Here is a 19,629-nt window from a genome sequence, read left to right on the forward strand (position 1 = left end):
TCCTTATCAGAACCTTATACGTTCAATTAAGAGCGCTCCTTATTTTCCTTTTCTGATACAAAGAGGGACTCCGGAAATCCGGGGTCCCTCTTATCAAAATATGTAATTTTCGGGATTACCCGTTCCCCAAGTCCTTCATCCCCGCAAAATGCGCCGCGACGACGCGGTCGCACCACGCGTCGAATTCCGGGTCCGGCGTTTGCAGCTCCGGGTGGGAACGAAGGTACTCCACGCTGCGCCGCACGCCGTCGGAAAACCGGATTTCAGCCTGGAACCCCGGAACCAGGCGCTTGAGCTTGGAATTGTCGAACACGCCGCAATACGCTTTGTCGCCCAGCAGCTTGCCGAGCAGCTCCGGGTCGAACGCCGCGAGGAAATCGGACGGAATGTGAACCAGGTTCGGCTTAACGCCGAGAGCCGCGCCGATCGCCTCGTAGGCGTCGTTCCAGGTAATCGATTCGTCGCTTGTAATGTGAACCGCTTCGCCGATCGCGTGCGGGTTGCCGAGCAGGCCGCAGAACCCTTTCGCAAAATCGTCCGCGTGCGTAAACGTCCACAGCGTCAGCCCGTCGCCGTGGACGATGACGGGTTTCCCCGAAAGGATTCTTTGAAGAACCTGCCAGGAACCGTTTTCCCCGTGAACGGCAAGCGGAACGCTTCGTTCACTATAAGTGTGGCTGGGGCGTATGATGGTAACAGGGAAACCCTCGGAGCGGTACGCCGCCGTAAACAGCTCTTCGCAGGCGATTTTGTTTCTGGAATAGCTCCAGAAAGGGTTGCGGAGCGGCGTGCTTTCCGTGATCGGATAGCGGACGGGCGGCTTTTGATAAGCGGACGCGGAGCTGATAAAAATAAACTGGCCGGTGTTTCCGGTAAACAGTGAAACATCCCTCGCGGCCTGCTCGGGCGTCATGACGGTGAAGTCCGCCACCGCGTCGAACGCTCTGCCGGAAAGAAGCTTCCGGACCTTTTCCTCATCGGCAATATCCGCGCGGATACATTCGGCGCCGTCGGGAACAAGCTCCGGGTGCGTGCCGCGCGTCAGCAAAGCGACCTCCGCTCCTCGGGAAAGAGCCAGTTTTACCGCGGCGGAGCTGATGGTACCCGTTCCGCCGATCAACAATACTTTCATCTTGCACACTCCGTTCTTCTGTATTATAATAAGATTATCGTATCTTTTGTCGGTTTGTCGCATAATGATTACAATACTCAAAAGTTCGTGGAAAGGAAGTGACCGCAATGCTGAAGAATTTGTCCTTTCTGAACATGCTGGTCTGGAACCTTGTGATCGTCGGATTGTGGCATGTCGTTGTCTTTTTAATTTGCATCAAGCTGCCGAAATCTTCCTTTGATCCTGCCAAAGAGCGTTATGCCCCCAAGGAGTGGGAGCATGGCGGCCGCTGGTACCGGGATACTTTAAAAATTCAGGTTTGGAAAGACAGAGTTCCGCAGCATATCGGGAAAAACGGTTTTTCCAAAAGGCATCTGACGGAAATGTCGGTCGAGTATCTGGATGAATTTATTCTGGAAACCTGCCGCGGCGAGTGGATGCATCTGAAAAACTGCATCTGCGCCGTCGTCGCGCTGATTATAAACCCGCTGCTTGTCGGAATCATCATGTCTTTCCTGATCATGCTGGCCAACGCGCCCTTTGCGGCGGTTCAGAGATATAACCGGTTCCGCCTGCTGATTCTGCGCAAAAGGCGTTTAAGGGAGAGCCGCGCTTCCGGAGTGGAGCAGAACACCGTCACCGCTTAACCAGAACATCGGTTGATTGGACAGCCCTGTCGTTTGCGGCACGGCTGTTTTTGATTGCGGGAAGGGTAATGGGATGGAAAAAAAACTGTGCCTTGCAGCCGCTTTTACCTGCTTTTTTCTGATGCGGCTGCTGCCGGCGTCCGCCGCTGCCGCGTCGCCAACCTATTTTTCCTATTCGCTGGACCCCGTTTCCGCTTCCGGGGAAGAACTGGTGCGCCTGAATGTGACGGCATACAAAACCGAAGAAACCGCCGCCGGCTTTCGGCTCAAGATCCATTATGACGAGGACAAGCTTGACTTTATCAGTACGGAAACCTCGGGGGCCGTTAAAAGCGGAACCATGCAAACCAGCGCGGACTCCGGCCTGATCAGCAGCGTGTATGTCTGCAATACGGAAAACGGCAGCGCGCCCCGGCTTTCCGGAACGATTGCTTCTTTCCTGTTTCAGGTTGCGGCGGACGCGCCGACGGGGAACACCGCTCTGACGGTTTCCGCGGACCAGATCTGCGATTATGACGGGGATTCTTTGGAAGCGGACAACACAGAGGCAAAGCTGAATCTGAAGATTCAACGGTCTCTTTCTTCGGAAGCCCGCCTGACCGAACTGACTCCGTCGGCCGGCTCGCTGGAACCGGAATTTGCGCCTTCCGTTCGCAATTATATTTTAAAAGTCGGCAGCGATGTCGGCAGCGTGGATTTCCAGACCGGCGCGGCGGGCGGCGGCAGCGTCCGTGTCAGCCGAAAAACACTCAACGGCGCGGGAAAAGAAACACAGATTGCCGTAACCGTTACTTCGGAGGACCGGACGCAAAACGCGCAGTACCTGATTACGGTTGAACGCGCGGCGAAAGACGCTGCTGGGTCTTCCATCACCGAGGGCAAGGCGGCGGGCGGAGGCCCCGGCCCTTCGCGGGAAACGGAAAGCGCCGCGCGGGAGGCTTCCGGCGGGAACCGGAGCGGACCCGGCTCCGGTTCGAAGAGCTCCCCGGGCTTTGCGGCGGGCGGCGCGGGGGAGAGCGCTTCCGGTTCCGGAGGAGACACGCGGCAATCGGAAGCACTGCAGGCGGCCGGCGACAGGACTTTGATTTTGGTCGGCGACCGGATGCCCACCTTTTTAACCGGGATGCTGCTTGCGGTTCTCTGCGCTCTGGTCGGGATTCTTCTCAGTCTGTGGCTGCCCATTCGACGCAAACAGGATTAAGGCTCATGTCTTTTTGACAAATTCCGTATGGCAGACCGGACAGGTAATGACGATTTTTCCTTTGCCTTTCGGCACCCGGAGCGTATTATTGCATTTGGGGCACCGGTAGTACCGGTGCGTTTTTTTATCGTTCATGCGGTACAGGGTTTTGCTTCGCCAGCTTTCAAACCGGGAGGAGCTGGTCCGGAACCACTGAAGAATCCGGTTCCAGAACCGCAGGAACACGGCGTTTTCCTGGTGCCGCTTCGAGATGTTTCGGGAAAAAATCCGGTAGAGCCCCCACACCAGAAGCGCGAGCGCCAGATAGGAAAGAAGCGGCAGCCGGAGAAGATTGGCGATAAAGATCAGCAGAAGATAAGCGGCCATCAGGCCGATGCTCAGCTGGTCGGAGCCGTACCGTCCCGCCATCATCCGATTGTACCAGTAGGTAAAGCGCATCAGCCAGTTCAAATTTTCACATCCTTTTGCCTTGCGGCGATTCTATTGTCATCATAGCATAGAATTTCCCAAAAGAATTGAATAAACTGTAAAAACAAAAATCCCCGCCGTGCGGCGGGGAAAAATCGGGAATTATTGAACGACTACCGTGGTTCCTTCCGGAATATTGTCGTAAATCCATTTTGCGTTTGCCGTTTCCAGCCGGATGCAGCCGTGGGAAGCCGGAGTGCCCAGCTTTGCCGCTTCCTGCGGTTCCATTTTCTGGTTCTCGTCGAACGGCACGCTGTGAAACAGGAAGGTCTTATAAAAACGGGTCCAGTAATAGGCTCCCTCTTTGACCGCGGGGTTGTAAAAAGACTTTCCGCGGTCCGTGACGGTAAAGGTGCCGGTCGGCGTATCGTTGCCGGCTTCCCCGGAAGAACACACATATTCCTGCACCAGGCGGTCCTTCGCGTCCAGAATAGAAACCTTCTGATCCTTGAGCGAAACATTGATTTTCAGCGGCTTGGCCGCCTCATCCAGCGAGATTTTTTCCGCCTCGGAGGAGGAGGGTTCCTCAGACGTTTGGCTTTGCGGGGCCGCGGAAGACGCCGGCGCGGAAGGAACCGGCGCGGACGAGACGGCCGTGCCCGACGGCGGCGCGGAGGAGGAGTCCTTTTTGGCCGCTTCGGCGATCATATCAAATTTCATCCAGTCCACGACGGCGGTCATTCCCGCGCGGAACTGTACCGGCCTGAGCGAAGCGTACGTCGCGCCCGCACCGACAAACAGAATCAGGGCTGCGAGCAGTATGCGGTTTAACGGTCTTTTTCCGAAATCCTTCATCGGGAATCGGCACGTCCTTTCTATTTTTAACGGATCCCTGTCGTTTCGTGAGGAAAAGGGTCGTTTTCCTTTTTTTATTATTATAAATCAAAAGGACGTGTTTTGCCAACCTCCGGGAAAGAATTCACAATAAATTTATAGAATAAGGAAATATTGGATTTCCGTCAGGCGGCGGGGTCCGCGACCACGCCGAGGAACAGGGGCAGATTCGTCGAGGTGTCGACGACGGCGATGACGAACGGCCGGTCGAATACGACCGAACGGGGCCGCTGAGAGGATGAGGATCCCGCGTCCAGGATGACGGCGGTTGCCGCGCCGGCTTTTAAACCTGCCTCGTCAACCTGAAGAAAGGTTTTTTGCAGCACGCTGCCGATATAAAGATTTCCCGCGGGGGAAGAGCCCATCGCGGAAAAATCGGCTTTGCCGCTGTTGAACGCGTCGGTAAGGCCAAGCGACTGCAGCGCGTCGTTCAGGCTCAGCGCGCAGCTGAATTTGAATTTCGGCAGAGTCCCAATCGCCGTTCCGTCACCCCCGGAGCGCAGCAGGCTTAAAAACTTCCGGCCGGTCAGCGATTGAACATAGTCGTTGACGGAGGTTCCGCTTTTCGGCAGAATCGCCGCGAACGCGTAACGCGGATCTTTGAGCGGCTTGAGGATTCCCTCCGCTTCGCCGTCGTGCAGGTACGTTTCCGTCGACTCCATCATTTTCACGGTTTTGTCGCCTTCCGGCGCGTGAAACGTGCCGTCCCGGCTGTTGATGTAGGGGGATCTCCATTCCTGTTCCAGATACAGCGCGTTGATCAGGATCATCATTTCTTCCGGTTCGATCCGCCCGACCATCTTTTTGATGGTTCCGCCGGTGTTTTTGTCGACCCAGCTGTTGATTTTTCCCACGGCTGCGGGGTCGCCGAAGTCGAGCCTGTATGCGTCCGCGCCGAAGAAATCGGCGTTGCTTTGCAGAAACGGCTTTTTGATCGAAAGGCCCTGGTTCCGGTACCAGATCGAGTTGGCGAGCAGAGCTTTCCCGCTTGTGACGGCTTTCAGCGCGCTCTGTTCGGCGGCAAAGTTTTGGTTCAGCGCGGAAAGATCCATCCCGCCGCCCAGCAGGGCTTCAAACTGGGAAAGCGTGCCGCCCTTCGCTCCGTTTGCCGTCATGCCGAGCGCCAGGGCGGCGGAAGTCGGGGAGACAAGCGAGTTTTTGCCCGCGTCGGCTGTTTTTTGAAACAGTTGTACCGCGAAATCCGCCTGCGCTGAGATAAAGTCCTGACCGGGCGCGGCGGGAACCTGCTGCTTTTGCGCACGGATGTTTTCCATCAGGTTTTCCTTTGCTTCCACGGTGACGGTCGCCGGTTTTAAAAGCGGCGAAAAAACCAGCGCGCAGACCAGAGCGGCGGCAAGCGCGCCGGGAAAGACCCATTTTGCGGTGCGCGGGCGCCGCGGCTGCTGCTGCATCCGGGAAGCGGCCGCATGCCTCCATGTTTCCGAGGCCCGAATCCGTTCGCATTCCTCACGGTACTGTTCTTTATGATTCATCGTCAAAACCTCCTGTCAAAGAGTTTTTCAGCGCGGCGCGCGCCCGGAACAGCCAGGAGGACACCGTGTTTTCCCTCCTGCGCAGGATGTGTGAAATCTCCCTGACGCTGTACCCTTCGTAATAATAAAGGTAAATCACGTTCCGGTACGGAACGGGAAGGCACAGCACCGCGTCCAGTACTTCCGTGCTGTGCGGGGAATCGGGGACCGACTCCTCCAGCGCGACGGTCGGCCGGTTCCGCGCCGATTTCAGAAAATCCCGGCACTGATTGACGGTGACGCGGATCATCCAGGCTTTTTCGTGTTCCGGGGAAGCGAACGAACGGCGCGCGGTGATCCGTTTCAGGAAAACCTCCTGCGCGATGTCCTCGGCGTCCGCTCTGGCTTTCACATTGTGAAGGGCAATCCGAAGCACCATGTCGGAATAGCGGTTTAAAAGCTCCTCCGCTTCTCCGCTAGGCTCTGCTGCTTTCATCCATTTCTCCCCTTTCAAATAGAATACGATTGAGGCGCCGATTTCCTTGCGCCCGGGTAAAAAATTTCCGCCGTTTTCCACTCCGGCCCGCATACCCCGCAAATTCAGAAATAATTTTCAGTTCGTTCATATTTGGGCTTGCAACAAGGTATCTCTATGGTATAAAATAAGGATGTAAAACAGTATGCGAAGATTACAATGAATGGGCAACGGGGTCCGACACGCTGTGCCGGGTTTTTTTTGACTTTATTTAAAATCTTACCGTCGGGAGGTATGCGGAATGGGCCATTACAGCAAAGAGGATATCTACAAGCTGATGGATGAAAACGACGTTACGTTCATTCGTCTGCAGTTTACGGATATTACGGGAATGATGAAGAACGTCGCGATCACCAAAAATCAGCTGAAAAAAGCGCTGAACAACCAGTGCGTGTTCGACGGCTCGTCTCTTGACGGTTTCGCGCGCGACGCGGAATCGGACATGTGCCTGCACCCGGACCGGGACACGTTTACCATGCTTCCCTGGCGGCCGACTCACGACGGGGTCGCGCGTTTTATCTGCGACGTCTATTCCCCGGACGGCGAGCCCTATGACGGCGACCCCCGGCGGATCCTGAAAAAAGAAATGAAAAAGGCAGAGGAACTCGGGATCGAGTTTAATGTTGGTCCGGAATGCGAATTCTTCCTGTTCGAAATGGACGATTACGGCAGGCCGACCACGCAGACGCGCGACACCGCGGGCTATTTCGACCTCGGCTCCATTGATATCGGCGGCGATATCCGCCGCGAAATCTGCCTGACGCTGGAAAGCATGGGCTTTGAGGTGGAGGCCTCTCACCACGAAGCGGCGGTCGGGCAGCATGAAATTGACTTCAAATACGATACGGCGCTCAAAACGGCCGACAATATCATGACGTTTAAAATGGCGGTTAAATCGATGGCGAAGGCTTCCGGCGGTTACGCGACCTTTATGCCGAAACCCCGTTCGGATGTGAGCGGCTCCGGAATGCATCTTCACATGTCGCTGATGCGCGACGGAAAAAATCTGTTCGACGGCCCTGACGATCCGTCCGGCAACGGCCTGAGCGAGACGGCCTACCGGTTTATGGCCGGGCTTCTCGCGCATGCCAGGGCGCTGACCGCGGTCTGCAATCCGACCGTCAATTCCTACAAGCGCCTTGCTTCCGGTTACGAGGCGCCCGTTCACATCACGTGGTCCTGCCGCAACCGCAGCCCGCTCGTACGCATCCCCTCTTCCCGGGGAAAAGGGGCCCGCATTGAATTCCGTTCCCCGGACCCTTCCGCGAACCCGTACCTGATGCTTGCATGCTGCCTGGCGGCCGGACTGGACGGCGTTGAGAAGAAGATGACGCCGCCGCCCGCGACGGACTGCGACCTGTTCGACCTGCCGGAGGAAAAAATCAATGAAATGGGGATTGAAACGCTTCCGCTCAGCCTGATTGACGCCATGGAAGCGCTGAAAAGCGATCCGGTAATTGCGAATGTGCTTGGGGGGCACGCCCTGCATAATTTCCTGCTGGAAAAAGAGCGGGAATGGGCTCGCTACACCCGCGCGGTGACCGACTGGGAAATTGAAAATTACTTGCAGAAATATTAAGCCGGGGCCGTCTGTATGGCCCTGAACGGCCGTACCCCGCCGCTGCGGCAGCAGCGGCGGGACTTTTTTCGTCCGGTCTTGAATTCGTTTCTGCGGAGAGCTAAAATAGGAACATTATTTGATACGGAAGGCGATGAGATGCCGTTGCAAAAAAACGTTCTGGCCGTACACGATATTTCCTGCGTCGGGAAATGCTCGCTGACGGTGGCGCTGCCGATCCTATCCGCGGCGGGCTGCACCGTCAGCGTTCTGCCGACGGCGGTGCTTTCGACGCATACAGGGGGATTCACGGGGTTTACGTTCCGGGACCTGACCGAGGATATTCCGAAAATCGCGGACCATTGGAAATCACTGGGACTGCGGTTCGACGCGTTTTACACCGGATACCTTGGCTCGTTTGACCAGCTCCGGCTGGTTTCCGGGCTGATTGACGAATTGGCCGCGCCGGGGGCGATGGTGTGCGTTGATCCGGTCATGGCGGACAACGGCAGTCTGTACGCTTCTTTTGGCCCTGAATTCCCGCAGGGGATGGCGGCTCTCTGCCGGAAGGCGGACCTGATTTTGCCGAACCGGACGGAGGCTGCGCTGCTGCTGGGGGAGCCGTACCGGGAGGGCCGGCAGGACCGGAGGACTGCGGAGGAAATGCTTCGGCGGCTGTCGGAGCTTGGCCCCCGCCGCGTGGTCTTGACGGGCGTTTCTTTCAGCGCGGAACAAACCGGATGCGCCGCGTACGACCGCGAGACGGGTGAATTCCGCTTCGCGTTCGCTCCGAAAATCGAAGGGAATTACCACGGCACGGGCGACGTGTTTGCCAGCGCGCTGATCGGCGCGCTGATGAACGGCTTCTCCCTCGGCGCGGCTGCTCAAGAGGCCGTCGACTTTACGCAGCGTGCGATTGCCCGGACTCATCTGGCGGGGACGGACGTGCGCTACGGCGTAAATTTTGAAGAGGGAATCCCTTCCTATGCGCAAAGACTGGCTCCGGACCCGGAGGCTTTGTAACGGAACCGTGAAAAAAAGGAAAATCTTGGCTGCCGGAAATTTCCGGCTCGTATTCAATAGAGAAAGGCGACTGGAATGAAACATAAAATCCGTACGGAAGCATTTGACCTGATGCAGTATTTTTATACTTCGGCGCACAATCCGCTGATCCGCGCGATAATCCGCTTTTCGGGGCGTCTGGACCCGGATGTGCTCAGACGCGCGGTTGAGCTTTCGGTTTCCGCGGTTCCCGTTTTCCGGTGCGTCTTTTCATCGGAAACGCACGGCTGGGAAGACAAGGGATTCGGGGCGGACCGGATCGTGAGCGTGTCGGAAAACACGGAGGGCGCCGCGGCGGAAGAACGCCTGCTGCTGGATACGATCAGGCTGGATTCGGAGCCGCAGCTGAAAATCCATTTGGTGCGCGGGCCGGAATCCGACACCCTCTGCGTGATTATCAGCCATCTTGTGGCGGATGGGGCCGGGTTTAAGGAGTACCTGTACCTGCTGGCGTCCCTTTACCGCCGCTGTTTGGAAAATCCCGGCTTTATTGTACCGCCTGAGCCGCTGGACCGCGACGTCGGACAGGTTTTCAGGGGGATGGGCGCGGCGGAGCGAATCAGGGTCCTGCGTTCCCCTGTTAAAATTGAAAAACAGGAGCCGGAAATGTTTCTGCCGATGGAAAAAGAGGAGGGGGAGCCGGTCACCGTTCTGCGCCGCGTCGAAAGCGAGCTTCTCACGGAGCTGAAGCGGTATGCAAAAAAGAGGGGAGCAACCTTCAATGACCTTATGCTGACGGCATACGGACGCGCGCACCATGCGATCACGGGGTGCGCGGAATTCTCGATTCCCTGTCCGGTTGATTTGCGCAAGTACCTTTCCGAAAGCGAAAAGTGCGGAATCTGCAACCTGACGAGCAATTACATTTGCCGCTTTTCGATGAAAAAAAACGAGCCGTTTGAAGAGACCCTCGGGAAAACCGCCGCCCAGATGTCCTCACAGAAGGAAAACCGGAACTGCCTGAAAGGCCCGCTTGTTCTGGATTTTCTGTTCGCCGTTCTGCCTTATTCCGCCGCGAAAAAACTTTTTGACAAGAAATTTTCAATTCCGGTTGTCTCCTTTACGAATCTTGGGGTTTTGGATTGGCGCAGGCTCGATTTCGGCAACGGAAAAATCAATGACGCCTACCTTGCGACGGCGGTCAAGCACCCGCCCAGTTTTCAGGTTTCGGTTTCCACGTTCGGCGGCCGCTGCGCGCTTTGCAGCAGCCTGTACGCAACGGAGAAAAACAGGCGCGTCGCCGAACGGTTTCTGGACGGGATGATTCAGGAACTGGAGAGCGCTGTTTCGCCTTCTTCGCATAAAGCTCCGGCGAAAAGCCAAAATAATGCCGGAGGTGGTTCCAGTGCCCAAAGACAGCCAGCCGGACAACAAGAAGGACCGGATTCGAAAGGCGAACGGGCAGACGCCCGTGACAAGGGAAAATCAAAATCAAAACCGAAACGCAAAAAAACAGTCCATCAAAAATAACGATGTATAAAAGAGGGTGCCTCAATGGCGAAAGCGGGAATGCGGCGCCCCGATTCCGGAGAGCCGACGCAAAGCAGTAAAAAAGCGCATATGCCGAGGAACACGCGTCCGGTGCCGGAGCTGCAGGGCAAAGCAAAACACGGGGAAAAACGCGCGCGGCCGACGTAACGGGCAGGGGAAAAAGCGGTTTTCGCTTTTTCCCCTGCGCCTTTTCCCCTCCGGACAGCCGGGGCATGCGCGCGGGCGTGGCCTGCTCAGGGGCGGAGATAGGCGTATCAAATCCATATCATCACTATAATACCAAATTCCGGACTTTGTAAGGCTTTTTTGCAAAATTCGGATCTGGGCATCGCAGGGCAAAGACAGATTTGCGCGGGCATGCTATACTATTACAAAATGATTGATCGGGGGAGCTGCCGTAATGGGCGAAATCATCACCATCTATAAAATCAACTGCTATTCCGCGCCGGAACCGGAGCAGGAGGGGGAAAGCTGCTCCCTGCTTCCGTGGAGGAATCAGCCGGGCGTAACCGGCCGTGACGACGGCGGAAGGGACTATGTTCTGCCGGAGGAGTACGGCGCGGGCATCGCGCCGGGCGGCGACCCTGCCGTGTTCAGCGCGGAGGGCGGCCTTTGCGGGCTGATGCTGCACAACGGCTGCCCGCTTTTGATCGATGAAAAAAAACGGCGGGCTTATCTTTTGGAGCCGGTCAAAAAAATCGCGTCATACCGGCAGGCAACCGGCATGACGCTCGCCGAGCTTGCAGAACGGCTTTCCGTTACGCCTCAGCTGCTGTATCAGTGGGAAAACCTCGAGCGTGAGCCGGATGAGGAAATCCTGCTTCAAATCGCGTCGATTCTGGGCTGTAATCCGTCGGATTTGCGATAAAAAATTTCTTCCGCGGCTTGCAAAGTAGACCGTTTCCGTCTATAATGTAAATGCACATCAATTTAGTATACATTAAGGGCAAATGCCCGTTTCATTGTAAAAAGTCGGAGAGGTGGAAAAGTCAGTGCAACTTTTGGAAATCAGGGATCTTGCGGTCAGCGTGGAGGGCAATCAGATTCTCAGCGGGCTGAACCTTACCGTGGGAAAAGGAGAAGTCCATGTTCTGATGGGCCCGAACGGCGCGGGAAAGTCCACACTGGTCAACACCGTGATGGGACATCCTCAGTACCATGTGGACGGCGGCTCGATTCTGTTTGACGGACAAGACATTACAAACGCGCCGGCGAATGAACGAGCGAAAGCCGGGCTGTTTCTTTCATTCCAGAATCCGGAGGAAGTGCCGGGAATTTCGCTGGAAAATTTCATGCGCACGTCGCGCTATGCCGTAACGGGGAAGCCGGTAAAGCTGTTTGCCTATAAAAAAGAGCTGGCGCAGAAGATGGAGGAGCTCCACATGGATGAGGAGTATGCCTCCCGCTATTTAAACGTCGGGTTTTCCGGCGGGGAAAAGAAAAAGTCGGAAATTTTGCAGATGCTGATGCTGAACCCGAAGCTCGCAATTCTGGACGAAACGGATTCCGGCCTGGACGTGGACGCGGTCAAAATCGTCTCGAAGGGCGTCGAAAAATTCAGAAACGGAGAGAATTCCCTGCTGATTATTACGCACAATACGAAGATACTTGATTTCCTGCCGGTGGACGCCGTGCATATCCTGATGGGCGGCAGAATCCAACAAACGGGCGACAGAACTCTGATCGACAGGATCAACGAATCGGGATTTCAGGGGCTTGAGGCCGTCTGAGAACGCGGAGGGAAATAAGAGTTGAACGCTTTGCATAAAAGAAAAACACAGGTGGAGGACATCGACCGCACGGTTTACGATATACGCGACCGTGTCAACGCCTCCTATCAGGTCGGACAGGGTCTGACGGCGAAAATTGTCAATGAGATTTCCGCCGCGAAAAACGATCCGGAGTGGATGCGCCTGTTCCGGCTCAAATCGCTTCAGATCTACAACCGCCTGCGGCTGCCGGGCTGGGGGCCGCCGCTCGACGAACTGAATATGGATGAGATCGTCACCTACATCCGTCCGAACACCCAACTGAAAGCCAAATGGAACGAGGTGCCGGACGACATTAAAAATACGTTTGAGCGCCTGGGAATTCCGGAAGCGGAACGCAAGTCGCTCGCGGGCGTCGGGGCGCAGTACGACTCTGAGGTCGTTTACCACAACGTGCGCGAGGAAGTCCGCCGTCAGGGCGTTATCTATACCGATATGGAAAGCGCGGTCCGGGACCCGGAATACGGCCCGATGGTTAAAAAGCATTTCATGAAGCTCGTCCCGCCGGAGGACCATAAATTCGTCGCCCTGCACGGGGCGGTCTGGTCGGGCGGTTCGTTTGTTTATGTTCCGCCGGGCGTCAATGTGGAAATTCCGCTTCAGTCCTATTTCCGGCTGAACGCGCCGGGCGCGGGCCAGTTCGAGCACACGCTGATTATCGTCGGCGAGGGCGCGAACCTCCACTTTATCGAGGGCTGCTCCGCGCCGAAATACAACGTTGCGAACCTGCACGCCGGGTGCGTCGAACTGTATGTGGGCAAAAACGCGCGCCTGCGTTACTCCACCATTGAAAACTGGTCGAAGAACATGTTCAACCTGAACACCAAGCGCGCGGTGGTCGAAGAGGGCGGGACCATCGAATGGGTGTCCGGCTCGTTCGGCTCCCATATTTCGAATTTGTACCCGATGAGCATTTTAAAGGGCGAAGGCTCCCGCATGGAATTTACCGGCATCACCTTCGCCGGCCGCGGCCAGTCGCTCGACACGGGCGCGAAGGTGGTTCACGCGGCGCCGCATACCTATTCAAGCATCAACACCAAGTCGATTTCGAAAGACGGCGGCTGGTGCACCTACCGCAGCTCGGTCAGCGTCCTGCCGCAGGCGTACGGCTGCAAATCGTCCGTTTCGTGCGAATCCTTGATGCTGGACGACCGCTCCCGCTCCGACACGATTCCGGTTATGGACATCCGCAACGACGACGTGGACGTCGGACACGAAGCAAAGATCGGCCGCATCAGCGACGACGCGATTTTTTACCTGATGAGCCGCGGCATTTCCGAAGAGGACGCCAAGGCGATGATCGTGACCGGCTTTGCGGAGCCGATCGCCAAGGAACTCCCGGTGGAATACGCCGTGGAGATGAACAATCTGATTAAGCTGGAAATGGAGGGCTCCATCGGTTAAGGCCGGTGAAAGGGATTAAAATGAATCTGGAACTGGAACATGTCAATTCCCTGCCGGCGCCCACCTGGTTCCGGCTGGGAATCAACGAAATCAAAATCGGGGAAACAATTCCCGAAATTCATCCGTACGACGGGCGGTATCTTTCCACAGAATTGCCGCGGAATGTTGAAATCTCTGCGGAACCGCTTCCCGCGCCGGAGCTTTCGACCGGCATGGGGGACGCGGTCAGGAATTTTACGGAGGACAACCGGACCTGCGGCGTCACGGTTCGCGTGCCGGACGGCGTGAAGGCGGAGCGACCGGTGCATCTGACTTACCGCGTGGACGAAAAGAATCCTTCCGTACTGGACGTCACGACGGTTGTCGCCGGGGAGAACAGCGAAGTGACCGTCGTCATGAGCTACACATCGGCGGCGGATTTCCCCGGCTTCCACGGGGGGCTGACAAAGCTTTACGCGGGCAAGAACGCGGTGATCCGGCTGATTCAGGTGCAGATGCTCGGCGACAAATGCCTGCATTACGACGATGTGGGCGCGCAGTGCGCCGAAAACGGCGAAGTCAGCGTGATTCAGGCGGAGCTTGGCGGGAAAAGCGCGGCGGCCGGCCTGAAAGCCGCCCTGAAGGGCCGGAAAAGTCTGCTGAATCTGAATACCATCTATTTTGGCGACCGCAGCCGTTCCATTGATATTAATTATTTGGCGGAGCATACCGGCCGCGCGACACACAGTGAAATCCACGCGAGCGGCGCGCTGCTGGATGAAAGCCGCAAAACGTTCCGCGGAACCATCGATTTTGTTCGCGGCTCCAAACGCGCGGTCGGGCACGAAAGCGAGTACAGCCTGTTGTTCAGCCCGAAAGTCGTGAATCGCTCCGCACCGCTGATTTTGTGCGCGGAAGAGGATGTGGAGGGCCAGCACGCGGCCTCCGCCGGCAAGATCGACAGCAACCGCCTGTTTTACCTCATGTCCCGCGGATTAAGCGAGCTGGATGCGAGAAAACTGCTGATCGAGGCGCAGTTCCGTCCGGTGACCGACCGGATTCCGGACCCGGCGCTGCGGGACGCGGTTTCCGAGTATGTGAAAGAGAGGCTGGAAGCCATTGAATCCGTATCTTAACGATTTTCCGATTCTGAAAGAAGAACACAACGGCAAACGCCTTGTTTACCTGGACAACGCCGCCACAACGCAGAAGCCGCTTTCCGTCATCCGGGCCGTGGACGAATACTACCGCAGCTCCAACGCGAATCCGCACCGCGGTCTTTATGAGCTGAGCATTCGCGCCACACAGATGTACGAGGACTCCCGCGCCGCGGTTCGTGAATTCATTCACGCGGAGAAGGACTGCGAGGTCCTGTTTACCCGCAACGCGTCCGAATCCCTGAACCTTGTGGCGTACAGTTACGGGCTGAACTTCATGAAAGAAGGGGACGAAATCGCCCTGCCGGTTTCCGAACACCACAGCAATGTTCTGCCGTGGCAGATGGTGGCAAGGGCGAAGGGCGCGAAGCTGGTCTTTCTGTATCCGGACAAAAACGGCCGCCTGCCTCAGGCGGAGCTGGACAAAATCGGCCCCAAAACGAAGCTGGTCGCGGTCGCTCATGTTTCCAATGTTTTGGGCACGGTGTACCCCGTGGAGGAAATCGTCCGCAGGGCGCACAAAGCCGGCGCGGTGGTTGTGCTGGACTGCGCGCAGAGCATTCCGCATTACCCGGTCGATGTTAAAAAGCTGGATGTGGATTTCGCCGCGTTTTCCGGTCATAAGATGCTGGCGCCGATGGGCGTCGGCGTGCTGTACGGAAAAGAAGAGCTGCTGAATCAAATGCCGCCGTTTTTAACCGGCGGCGAGATGATCGAATCTGTCAGCGAGCAGGACGCGACGTTCGCGCCGCTGCCGCAGAAGTTTGAAGCCGGGACGCAGAACGTCGGGGGAGCGGTTGGCTTGGCCGCCGCAATCGACTACCTCAAACAGATCGGCTACGACACAATCATTAAAACGGAAGAGGAACTGCTTTCCTATGCGCTCGACGGTATGGCGAAGATTCCGCATGTGACGGTGTACGGTGACACCAGAGCGGGCGAGCAGCGCTGCGGCGTGATCTCGTTTAACGTGGACGGAGTCCATCCGCACGACGTTTCCTCCATCCTGGATTCCGACGGGGTGGCAATCCGCGCCGGGCATCACTGCGCGCAGCCGCTCATGCAGTACCTTGGCGTGAACGCAACCTGCCGCGCAAGCCTGTATTTTTACAATACGAAAGAAGATATTGATATTTTTCTTGCAAGCCTGAAAAAAGTCAGGGGGTGGCTCGGCCTTGGGGATTGAAAACATCTACACGCAGATTCTGACGGAACACAATAACTCCAGCCGCAACAAGCACCATATTGAGAATCCCACCGCGGTGCTCAAAGGCGTCAACCCGAGCTGCGGCGATGAAATTGAGCTGGAGCTGCGCGAAAAGGACGGCGTGATTGAGGACGCCGGCTTTACCGGCATCGGCTGCGCGATTTCACAGGCTTCGGCCTCCATTATGATCGACCTGATCAAGGGGCAGACCAAAGAGGAAGCGCTTCGTTTGGCGAATCTGTTTTTCGGCATGATCAAGAACGAAGTAACGGATGAATCGCAGCTGGAAGACCTTGACGAAGCGATTGCGCTCAAGGACATTTCCCACATGCCCGCCCGCGTCAAATGCGCCGTGCTGGGGTGGCACACGCTGGAAAACGCGATTCACGGGGAGCGAAACCCAGAAAAATCGTAAGGAAGCGGTTTTCATGAAAACGGTTACCTTTTCTCCGAATCCGAACAGCGCTGCCCGCGCGGCAGGCTTTTTGCACGAACCGAACGGTGAAATGCCCGACCGCGCGAAGCGGCCCTGTGTCGTAATCTGCCCGGGCGGCGGCTACGCCATGCTGTCGGAGCGGGAAACTGCCCCGCCTGCGGCTGCTTTTTTCGCAAAGGGATATCAGGTTTTTGTTCTGTATTACTCCATTCGGGAAAACGCGAAAAATTTGCAGCCTCTCATAGAACTGTCAAATACCGTTCTGACGATTCGGGAAAACAGCGCTGAATGGGGAATCGTTCCCAACAAAATCGCGGTTTGCGGTTTTTCCGCCGGCGGGCATGTGGCGGCTTGCCTCGGCACCTTATGGGACAGCCCGGAGCTGAAGGCGAAAACGGACACGCAAGAAGGCGGCAACAGGCCGGATGCCATGATTTTGTGCTATCCGGTTCTCACCGCAGGGGAATTCACTCACAGCGAGTCCGCGGCCTTTGTGTGCGGCGGGGAGCCGACGGCGGAGCAGGTCGGGCTTTTCTCCCTGGAAAATCAGGTGAGCATGAAAACGCCGCCTGCTTTTTTGTGGCATACGTTTGAAGACGACTGTGTTCCGCTGGAAAATACGCTGTTTTTCGCCGCGGCTCTTCGGCGATTCCGGATTCCGTTTGAATACCACGTTTTTCAGAAAGGCGGGCACGGCCTTTCCATGTGCAGCGAAGAGGTCGGCACGCCGAATCCGCACTGCGCGGAATGGTTTCCGCTCTGCACGCAATGGCTGGGCGACCTGTTTGAGTTTAAGGAATAAAGCAAAACAGAAGCGGGAGGAATCCTGAGATCGGCATGCTGAGTCATTTCGGTTCTGACCCATCCCGGAAGGAATTGGACGAAGAACGTATTTTGCGTACGGGTACAGAGACGGTTTACAAATTTTTAATGACCTGAAAAGGAAACAGGGTTGAATGAGTGCAAACTCATTGAACCCTGTTTTTTTATGCCCTTTAAACCCCCCGGCTATGCCGGGGGGTTCAGAAGAGCTTTAGCGCTGAGCAGAAAATGCGCATCGAACCTACCCCAAACCCCTCCCATTCTAATTTCGAAGCGAAAGCAAGGCAGCCTCCATGAAATGGGAGGTGCTATGGCAGGGAGGGGGCAGGGGGTGAGAAGTACCGTTGCAAGCGTAAGAAAGCTCAAAGCGCCTTGAGGCGCTGCCGGTAAAACAGGGCTTCGCCGGGGGTTAACTGTTCAGATTGTTATCGAACGGTATGGCTCCGGAAGCTACGATTCGTCTAAATTTCCATCGTGCCGACTAAACTCTTCATCGCGTCGATGGTGCGGCTCATCAGGTCGTCGAGGCTCCAGCCGAGCATGTCCGCGCCCTTCAGAATGACGTCCCGGGAACAGCCCGCGGCAAAGGCGGGAGTCTTGAATTTCTTTTTCACGGATTTTAACTGCATGTCCGAAACGCTTTTGGAGGGGTGCATCAGCGCGACGGCGCCGATCAGCCCGGTTAATTCGTCGGTGGCAAACAGGATTTTTTCCATGATGTGTTCCGGCTTGACGTCGACCGTCAGGCCGTAGCCGTGGCTGACTACTGCGTGGATCAGCTTTTCGTCGATCCCGCGTTCCCGCATGATTTCCTGTTCTTTGATGCAGTGCTGTTCCGGGAACTGCTCAAAGTCCAGGTCGTGCAGCAGGCCGACCGCTTTCCAGAATTCCACGTTTTCCGGGTCGTATTCCTGTGCGAAATATCCCATCACGCCGGAAACCACTTTTCCGTGATGCAGGTGGAACGGATCTTTGTTGTATTCCTCCAGCAGCTTCTGCGCCTCTTCCAGACTCGGTATTTTTCCCATTTGAACCCCCCGATTTCCATTTTGTTATTCCAGTAATTTCTGCATATCCTTAACCCATATCCTAGCCGATTCGGTTTCATTTGTCAAGAATCGCGGGTCTCCGCCGCGGGCTTGTACGCGGCGCTTGGGGGGGATATAATAGAAGCAGCGGATCAGATACAGCGGGGAGGAGAGCCTGTCTTATGCGGATTTCACATCAGGACGCGATGCGGATTGTCACGGAAATGAGCGGGATTATCGATTATCCCGTCAATATGATGAACGACAGGGGCACAATCATCGCAAGCACGGACCCGAAGCGGATCGGGCAGTTCCACGAGGGCGCAAGCCAGATCGTGGAACGGAATCTCGACCGGATGAACGTGGAGAACGACAATGAGTACGCGGGGGCGCGGGAGGGAGTGAACTTCCCGATTTTGTTTCAAAATACGATCGTCGGGGTTGTTGGGATAACCGGAAAACGGGCGGAAGTGGCAAAATACGGTGAAATCATCAAGAAGATGACGGAGATTCTGTTGCTGGACAGTTACCTGAAGGAACAGAAATTACGGGACGAGACCATCCGGAACCGTTTTCTGGAGGAATGGATCTTTACGGAGAACGCGGAGCAGGACCCGTCTTTTCCGGAGCGCGGAAAATCCATCGGGATTGATGTTGAAAAGGCGCGCCGGGTGTTCATTTTGTCGCCGGAGGGAATGACGGACTGCGATGAAACCGCGGAGGGACGGCGTTTGGCGGAGCAGATGGAAAAGGCCGTCAGGGGGCGGCTGAAAAGGGAGCAGGGTTGTCTGGTGCTGCGCAGCGGCGACAAAATGTTCTGCATCGCGTCGCGCAGGACGGACGAACAGATGAAGCGGCTTGCCGCAGCTGTTCAAGGAGAGGCGGAGGAGGAATTCGAAATTCCGTTTTTCGCGGGGATCGACGGCAGCCAAGCCGGCCTTTTTTCTGTTTATGCCGCTTGCCGGCAAGCCGAAAAAGCGCTCCGGGCGGCACGGTCCCGCCGGGGTTCAAGACTGCGGCTGTACGACGAAGTAACGGTCGATATTTTTTTGAACGAAATTTCAGACGCGCGCAAGAAAGAGTATATCCGCAGAATCTTCCGCGGCTGCGGGGACGAGGAAGTCAAAGAATGGGTGCGTCTCCTGGAGGTTTTTTTCCGCGCGAACGACTCCATCTCAAAGGCTGCAGAGGAGCTTTTTATGCACAAAAACACGCTTCAGTACCGGCTGAAAAAGCTCGTCGAAGAAACGGGACTGGACGCGCGAACCATGCCGCCGCGCTCTTCTACCTTGCGGTGCTGTTTTACCGCGAGCTGCATCCGGAGGAGAGCACATAGCGAAACTGACAAGGGTCTGTTTTTGAGAACAGAAAACCGGGCCGGATTCTGTCGCCCGTAACATATACGATTCCGCCGCGTCAGGATAAAATGGAAGCATACTCCGCTTTCA

General features: G+C 56.3%; 20 protein-coding genes. 14 read left to right on the top strand and 6 right to left on the bottom strand.

The genetic code is table 11. From position 1 onward, the window contains the following. Positions 1-115: 115 nt before the first annotated feature. On the bottom strand, positions 116-1,132 hold the full coding sequence (locus tag CAFE_RS01340; protein ID WP_156989581.1) for an SDR family oxidoreductase: 1,017 nt from the start codon (positions 1,130-1,132) through the stop codon (positions 116-118). Positions 1,133-1,239: 107 nt separating this feature from the next. On the opposite strand from CAFE_RS01340, the gene CAFE_RS01345 reads away from it, so the two are divergent. Then, positions 1,240-1,758: a glycosyl-4,4'-diaponeurosporenoate acyltransferase CrtO family protein gene (locus tag CAFE_RS01345; RefSeq protein ID WP_066646003.1), complete on the top strand. Its 519-nt coding sequence runs from the start codon at positions 1,240-1,242 to the stop codon at positions 1,756-1,758. A gap of 73 nt (positions 1,759-1,831) precedes the next feature. Beyond that, on the top strand, positions 1,832-2,959 hold the full coding sequence (locus CAFE_RS01350) for a cohesin domain-containing protein (RefSeq protein ID WP_156989582.1): 1,128 nt from the start codon (positions 1,832-1,834) through the stop codon (positions 2,957-2,959). A gap of 3 nt (positions 2,960-2,962) precedes the next feature. Here CAFE_RS01350 and CAFE_RS01355 read toward each other — a convergent pair whose 3' ends face one another. The 4 genes from CAFE_RS01355 to CAFE_RS01370 all read right to left on the bottom strand — a co-directional run bounded on the left by CAFE_RS01355 (position 2,963) and on the right by CAFE_RS01370 (position 6,229). Continuing rightward, positions 2,963-3,409: a hypothetical protein gene (locus tag CAFE_RS01355; protein WP_228724989.1), complete on the bottom strand. Its 447-nt coding sequence runs from the start codon at positions 3,407-3,409 to the stop codon at positions 2,963-2,965. A 120-nt stretch (positions 3,410-3,529) separates the two neighbouring features. Then, positions 3,530-4,222, bottom strand: a complete 693-nt coding sequence (locus tag CAFE_RS01360) for a L,D-transpeptidase (RefSeq protein WP_156989583.1) — start codon at positions 4,220-4,222, stop codon at positions 3,530-3,532. 164 nt (positions 4,223-4,386) lie between these two features. Further along, positions 4,387-5,754, bottom strand: a complete 1,368-nt coding sequence (locus CAFE_RS01365) for a serpin family protein (RefSeq protein WP_156989584.1) — start codon at positions 5,752-5,754, stop codon at positions 4,387-4,389. Next, positions 5,744-6,229: a sigma-70 family RNA polymerase sigma factor gene (locus CAFE_RS01370; protein ID WP_156989585.1), complete on the bottom strand. Its 486-nt coding sequence runs from the start codon at positions 6,227-6,229 to the stop codon at positions 5,744-5,746. Before CAFE_RS01370 ends, CAFE_RS01365 begins: the two co-directional genes overlap by 11 nt. Positions 6,230-6,509: 280 nt before the next feature. On the opposite strand from CAFE_RS01370, the gene glnA reads away from it, so the two are divergent. The 11 genes from glnA to CAFE_RS01420 all read left to right on the top strand — a co-directional run bounded on the left by glnA (position 6,510) and on the right by CAFE_RS01420 (position 17,133). Beyond that, complete coding sequence (gene glnA, locus CAFE_RS01375) at positions 6,510-7,847, top strand: type I glutamate--ammonia ligase (protein WP_156989586.1); 1,338 nt, start codon at positions 6,510-6,512, stop codon at positions 7,845-7,847. Between the two features lie 138 nt (positions 7,848-7,985). Further along, positions 7,986-8,849 carry a pyridoxamine kinase gene (locus tag CAFE_RS01380; protein ID WP_156989587.1) on the top strand — a complete coding sequence of 288 codons (864 nt, stop codon included), beginning with the start codon at positions 7,986-7,988 and terminating at the stop codon, positions 8,847-8,849. Positions 8,850-8,924: 75 nt separating this feature from the next. Further along, a complete protein-coding gene (locus CAFE_RS01385) occupies positions 8,925-10,358 on the top strand; it encodes a hypothetical protein (RefSeq protein ID WP_066645993.1) in 1,434 nt (477 codons plus the stop codon). A gap of 24 nt (positions 10,359-10,382) precedes the next feature. Next, positions 10,383-10,526, top strand: a complete 144-nt coding sequence (locus CAFE_RS19620; protein WP_166525041.1) for a hypothetical protein — start codon at positions 10,383-10,385, stop codon at positions 10,524-10,526. A gap of 253 nt (positions 10,527-10,779) precedes the next feature. Further along, positions 10,780-11,247, top strand: coding sequence for a helix-turn-helix domain-containing protein (locus tag CAFE_RS01390; RefSeq protein ID WP_066645991.1), 468 nt, complete (start codon positions 10,780-10,782; stop codon positions 11,245-11,247). Positions 11,248-11,371: 124 nt separating this feature from the next. After that, complete coding sequence (gene sufC, locus CAFE_RS01395) at positions 11,372-12,109, top strand: Fe-S cluster assembly ATPase SufC (protein ID WP_228724990.1); 738 nt, start codon at positions 11,372-11,374, stop codon at positions 12,107-12,109. Positions 12,110-12,139: 30 nt separating this feature from the next. Then, the gene (gene sufB / locus CAFE_RS01400) at positions 12,140-13,552 is read left to right on the top strand and encodes a Fe-S cluster assembly protein SufB (protein ID WP_156989603.1); all 1,413 of its coding nucleotides are present in this window, start codon (positions 12,140-12,142) and stop codon (positions 13,550-13,552) included. 20 nt (positions 13,553-13,572) lie between these two features. Further along, positions 13,573-14,667: a SufD family Fe-S cluster assembly protein gene (locus CAFE_RS01405; protein ID WP_156989588.1), complete on the top strand. Its 1,095-nt coding sequence runs from the start codon at positions 13,573-13,575 to the stop codon at positions 14,665-14,667. After that, a complete protein-coding gene (locus CAFE_RS01410) occupies positions 14,651-15,874 on the top strand; it encodes a cysteine desulfurase (RefSeq protein WP_156989589.1) in 1,224 nt (407 codons plus the stop codon). Before CAFE_RS01405 ends, CAFE_RS01410 begins: the two co-directional genes overlap by 17 nt. Beyond that, positions 15,864-16,310 (top strand): Fe-S cluster assembly sulfur transfer protein SufU, encoded by a 447-nt coding sequence (gene sufU, locus CAFE_RS01415; protein ID WP_066645978.1) that lies wholly within the window; start codon positions 15,864-15,866, stop codon positions 16,308-16,310. The genes CAFE_RS01410 and sufU overlap by 11 nt, the downstream gene beginning before the upstream one ends. A 13-nt stretch (positions 16,311-16,323) precedes the next feature. Continuing rightward, positions 16,324-17,133, top strand: a complete 810-nt coding sequence (locus CAFE_RS01420) for an alpha/beta hydrolase (RefSeq protein WP_066645976.1) — start codon at positions 16,324-16,326, stop codon at positions 17,131-17,133. Positions 17,134-17,614: 481 nt separating this feature from the next. Here CAFE_RS01420 and CAFE_RS01425 read toward each other — a convergent pair whose 3' ends face one another. Further along, positions 17,615-18,181, bottom strand: a complete 567-nt coding sequence (locus tag CAFE_RS01425; protein WP_066645974.1) for a hydrolase — start codon at positions 18,179-18,181, stop codon at positions 17,615-17,617. A 182-nt stretch (positions 18,182-18,363) separates the two neighbouring features. Here CAFE_RS01425 and CAFE_RS01430 point away from each other — a divergent pair, with 182 nt between their 5' ends. Next, on the top strand, positions 18,364-19,578 hold the full coding sequence (locus CAFE_RS01430) for a CdaR family transcriptional regulator (RefSeq protein ID WP_156989590.1): 1,215 nt from the start codon (positions 18,364-18,366) through the stop codon (positions 19,576-19,578). The last annotated feature ends 51 nt before the right edge of the window (positions 19,579-19,629 follow it).

Source organism: Caproicibacter fermentans, from assembly GCF_009746625.1.
Taxonomy (GTDB): Bacteria; Bacillota; Clostridia; order Oscillospirales; family Acutalibacteraceae; genus Caproicibacter; species Caproicibacter fermentans.

Excerpts from the sequence above, each read along its gene's own strand:
- CAFE_RS19620 (WP_166525041.1), top strand. The coding sequence starts at position 10,383 with ATGGCGAAAGCGGGAATGCGGCGCCCCGATTCCGGAGAGCCGACGCAA.
- CAFE_RS01345 (WP_066646003.1), top strand. The coding sequence starts at position 1,240 with ATGCTGAAGAATTTGTCCTTTCTGAACATGCTGGTCTGGAACCTTGTG.
- CAFE_RS01360 (WP_156989583.1), bottom strand. The coding sequence starts at position 4,222 with ATGAAGGATTTCGGAAAAAGACCGTTAAACCGCATACTGCTCGCAGCC.
- CAFE_RS01365 (WP_156989584.1), bottom strand. The coding sequence starts at position 5,754 with ATGAATCATAAAGAACAGTACCGTGAGGAATGCGAACGGATTCGGGCC.
- CAFE_RS01370 (WP_156989585.1), bottom strand. The coding sequence starts at position 6,229 with ATGAAAGCAGCAGAGCCTAGCGGAGAAGCGGAGGAGCTTTTAAACCGC.
- CAFE_RS01390 (WP_066645991.1), top strand. The coding sequence starts at position 10,780 with ATGGGCGAAATCATCACCATCTATAAAATCAACTGCTATTCCGCGCCG.
- CAFE_RS01380 (WP_156989587.1), top strand. The coding sequence starts at position 7,986 with ATGCCGTTGCAAAAAAACGTTCTGGCCGTACACGATATTTCCTGCGTC.
- glnA (WP_156989586.1), top strand. The coding sequence starts at position 6,510 with ATGGGCCATTACAGCAAAGAGGATATCTACAAGCTGATGGATGAAAAC.
- CAFE_RS01340 (WP_156989581.1), bottom strand. The coding sequence starts at position 1,132 with ATGAAAGTATTGTTGATCGGCGGAACGGGTACCATCAGCTCCGCCGCG.
- CAFE_RS01430 (WP_156989590.1), top strand. The coding sequence starts at position 18,364 with ATGCGGATTTCACATCAGGACGCGATGCGGATTGTCACGGAAATGAGC.
- CAFE_RS01405 (WP_156989588.1), top strand. The coding sequence starts at position 13,573 with ATGAATCTGGAACTGGAACATGTCAATTCCCTGCCGGCGCCCACCTGG.
- CAFE_RS01420 (WP_066645976.1), top strand. The coding sequence starts at position 16,324 with ATGAAAACGGTTACCTTTTCTCCGAATCCGAACAGCGCTGCCCGCGCG.
- CAFE_RS01385 (WP_066645993.1), top strand. The coding sequence starts at position 8,925 with ATGAAACATAAAATCCGTACGGAAGCATTTGACCTGATGCAGTATTTT.
- CAFE_RS01425 (WP_066645974.1), bottom strand. The coding sequence starts at position 18,181 with ATGGGAAAAATACCGAGTCTGGAAGAGGCGCAGAAGCTGCTGGAGGAA.
- CAFE_RS01350 (WP_156989582.1), top strand. The coding sequence starts at position 1,832 with ATGGAAAAAAAACTGTGCCTTGCAGCCGCTTTTACCTGCTTTTTTCTG.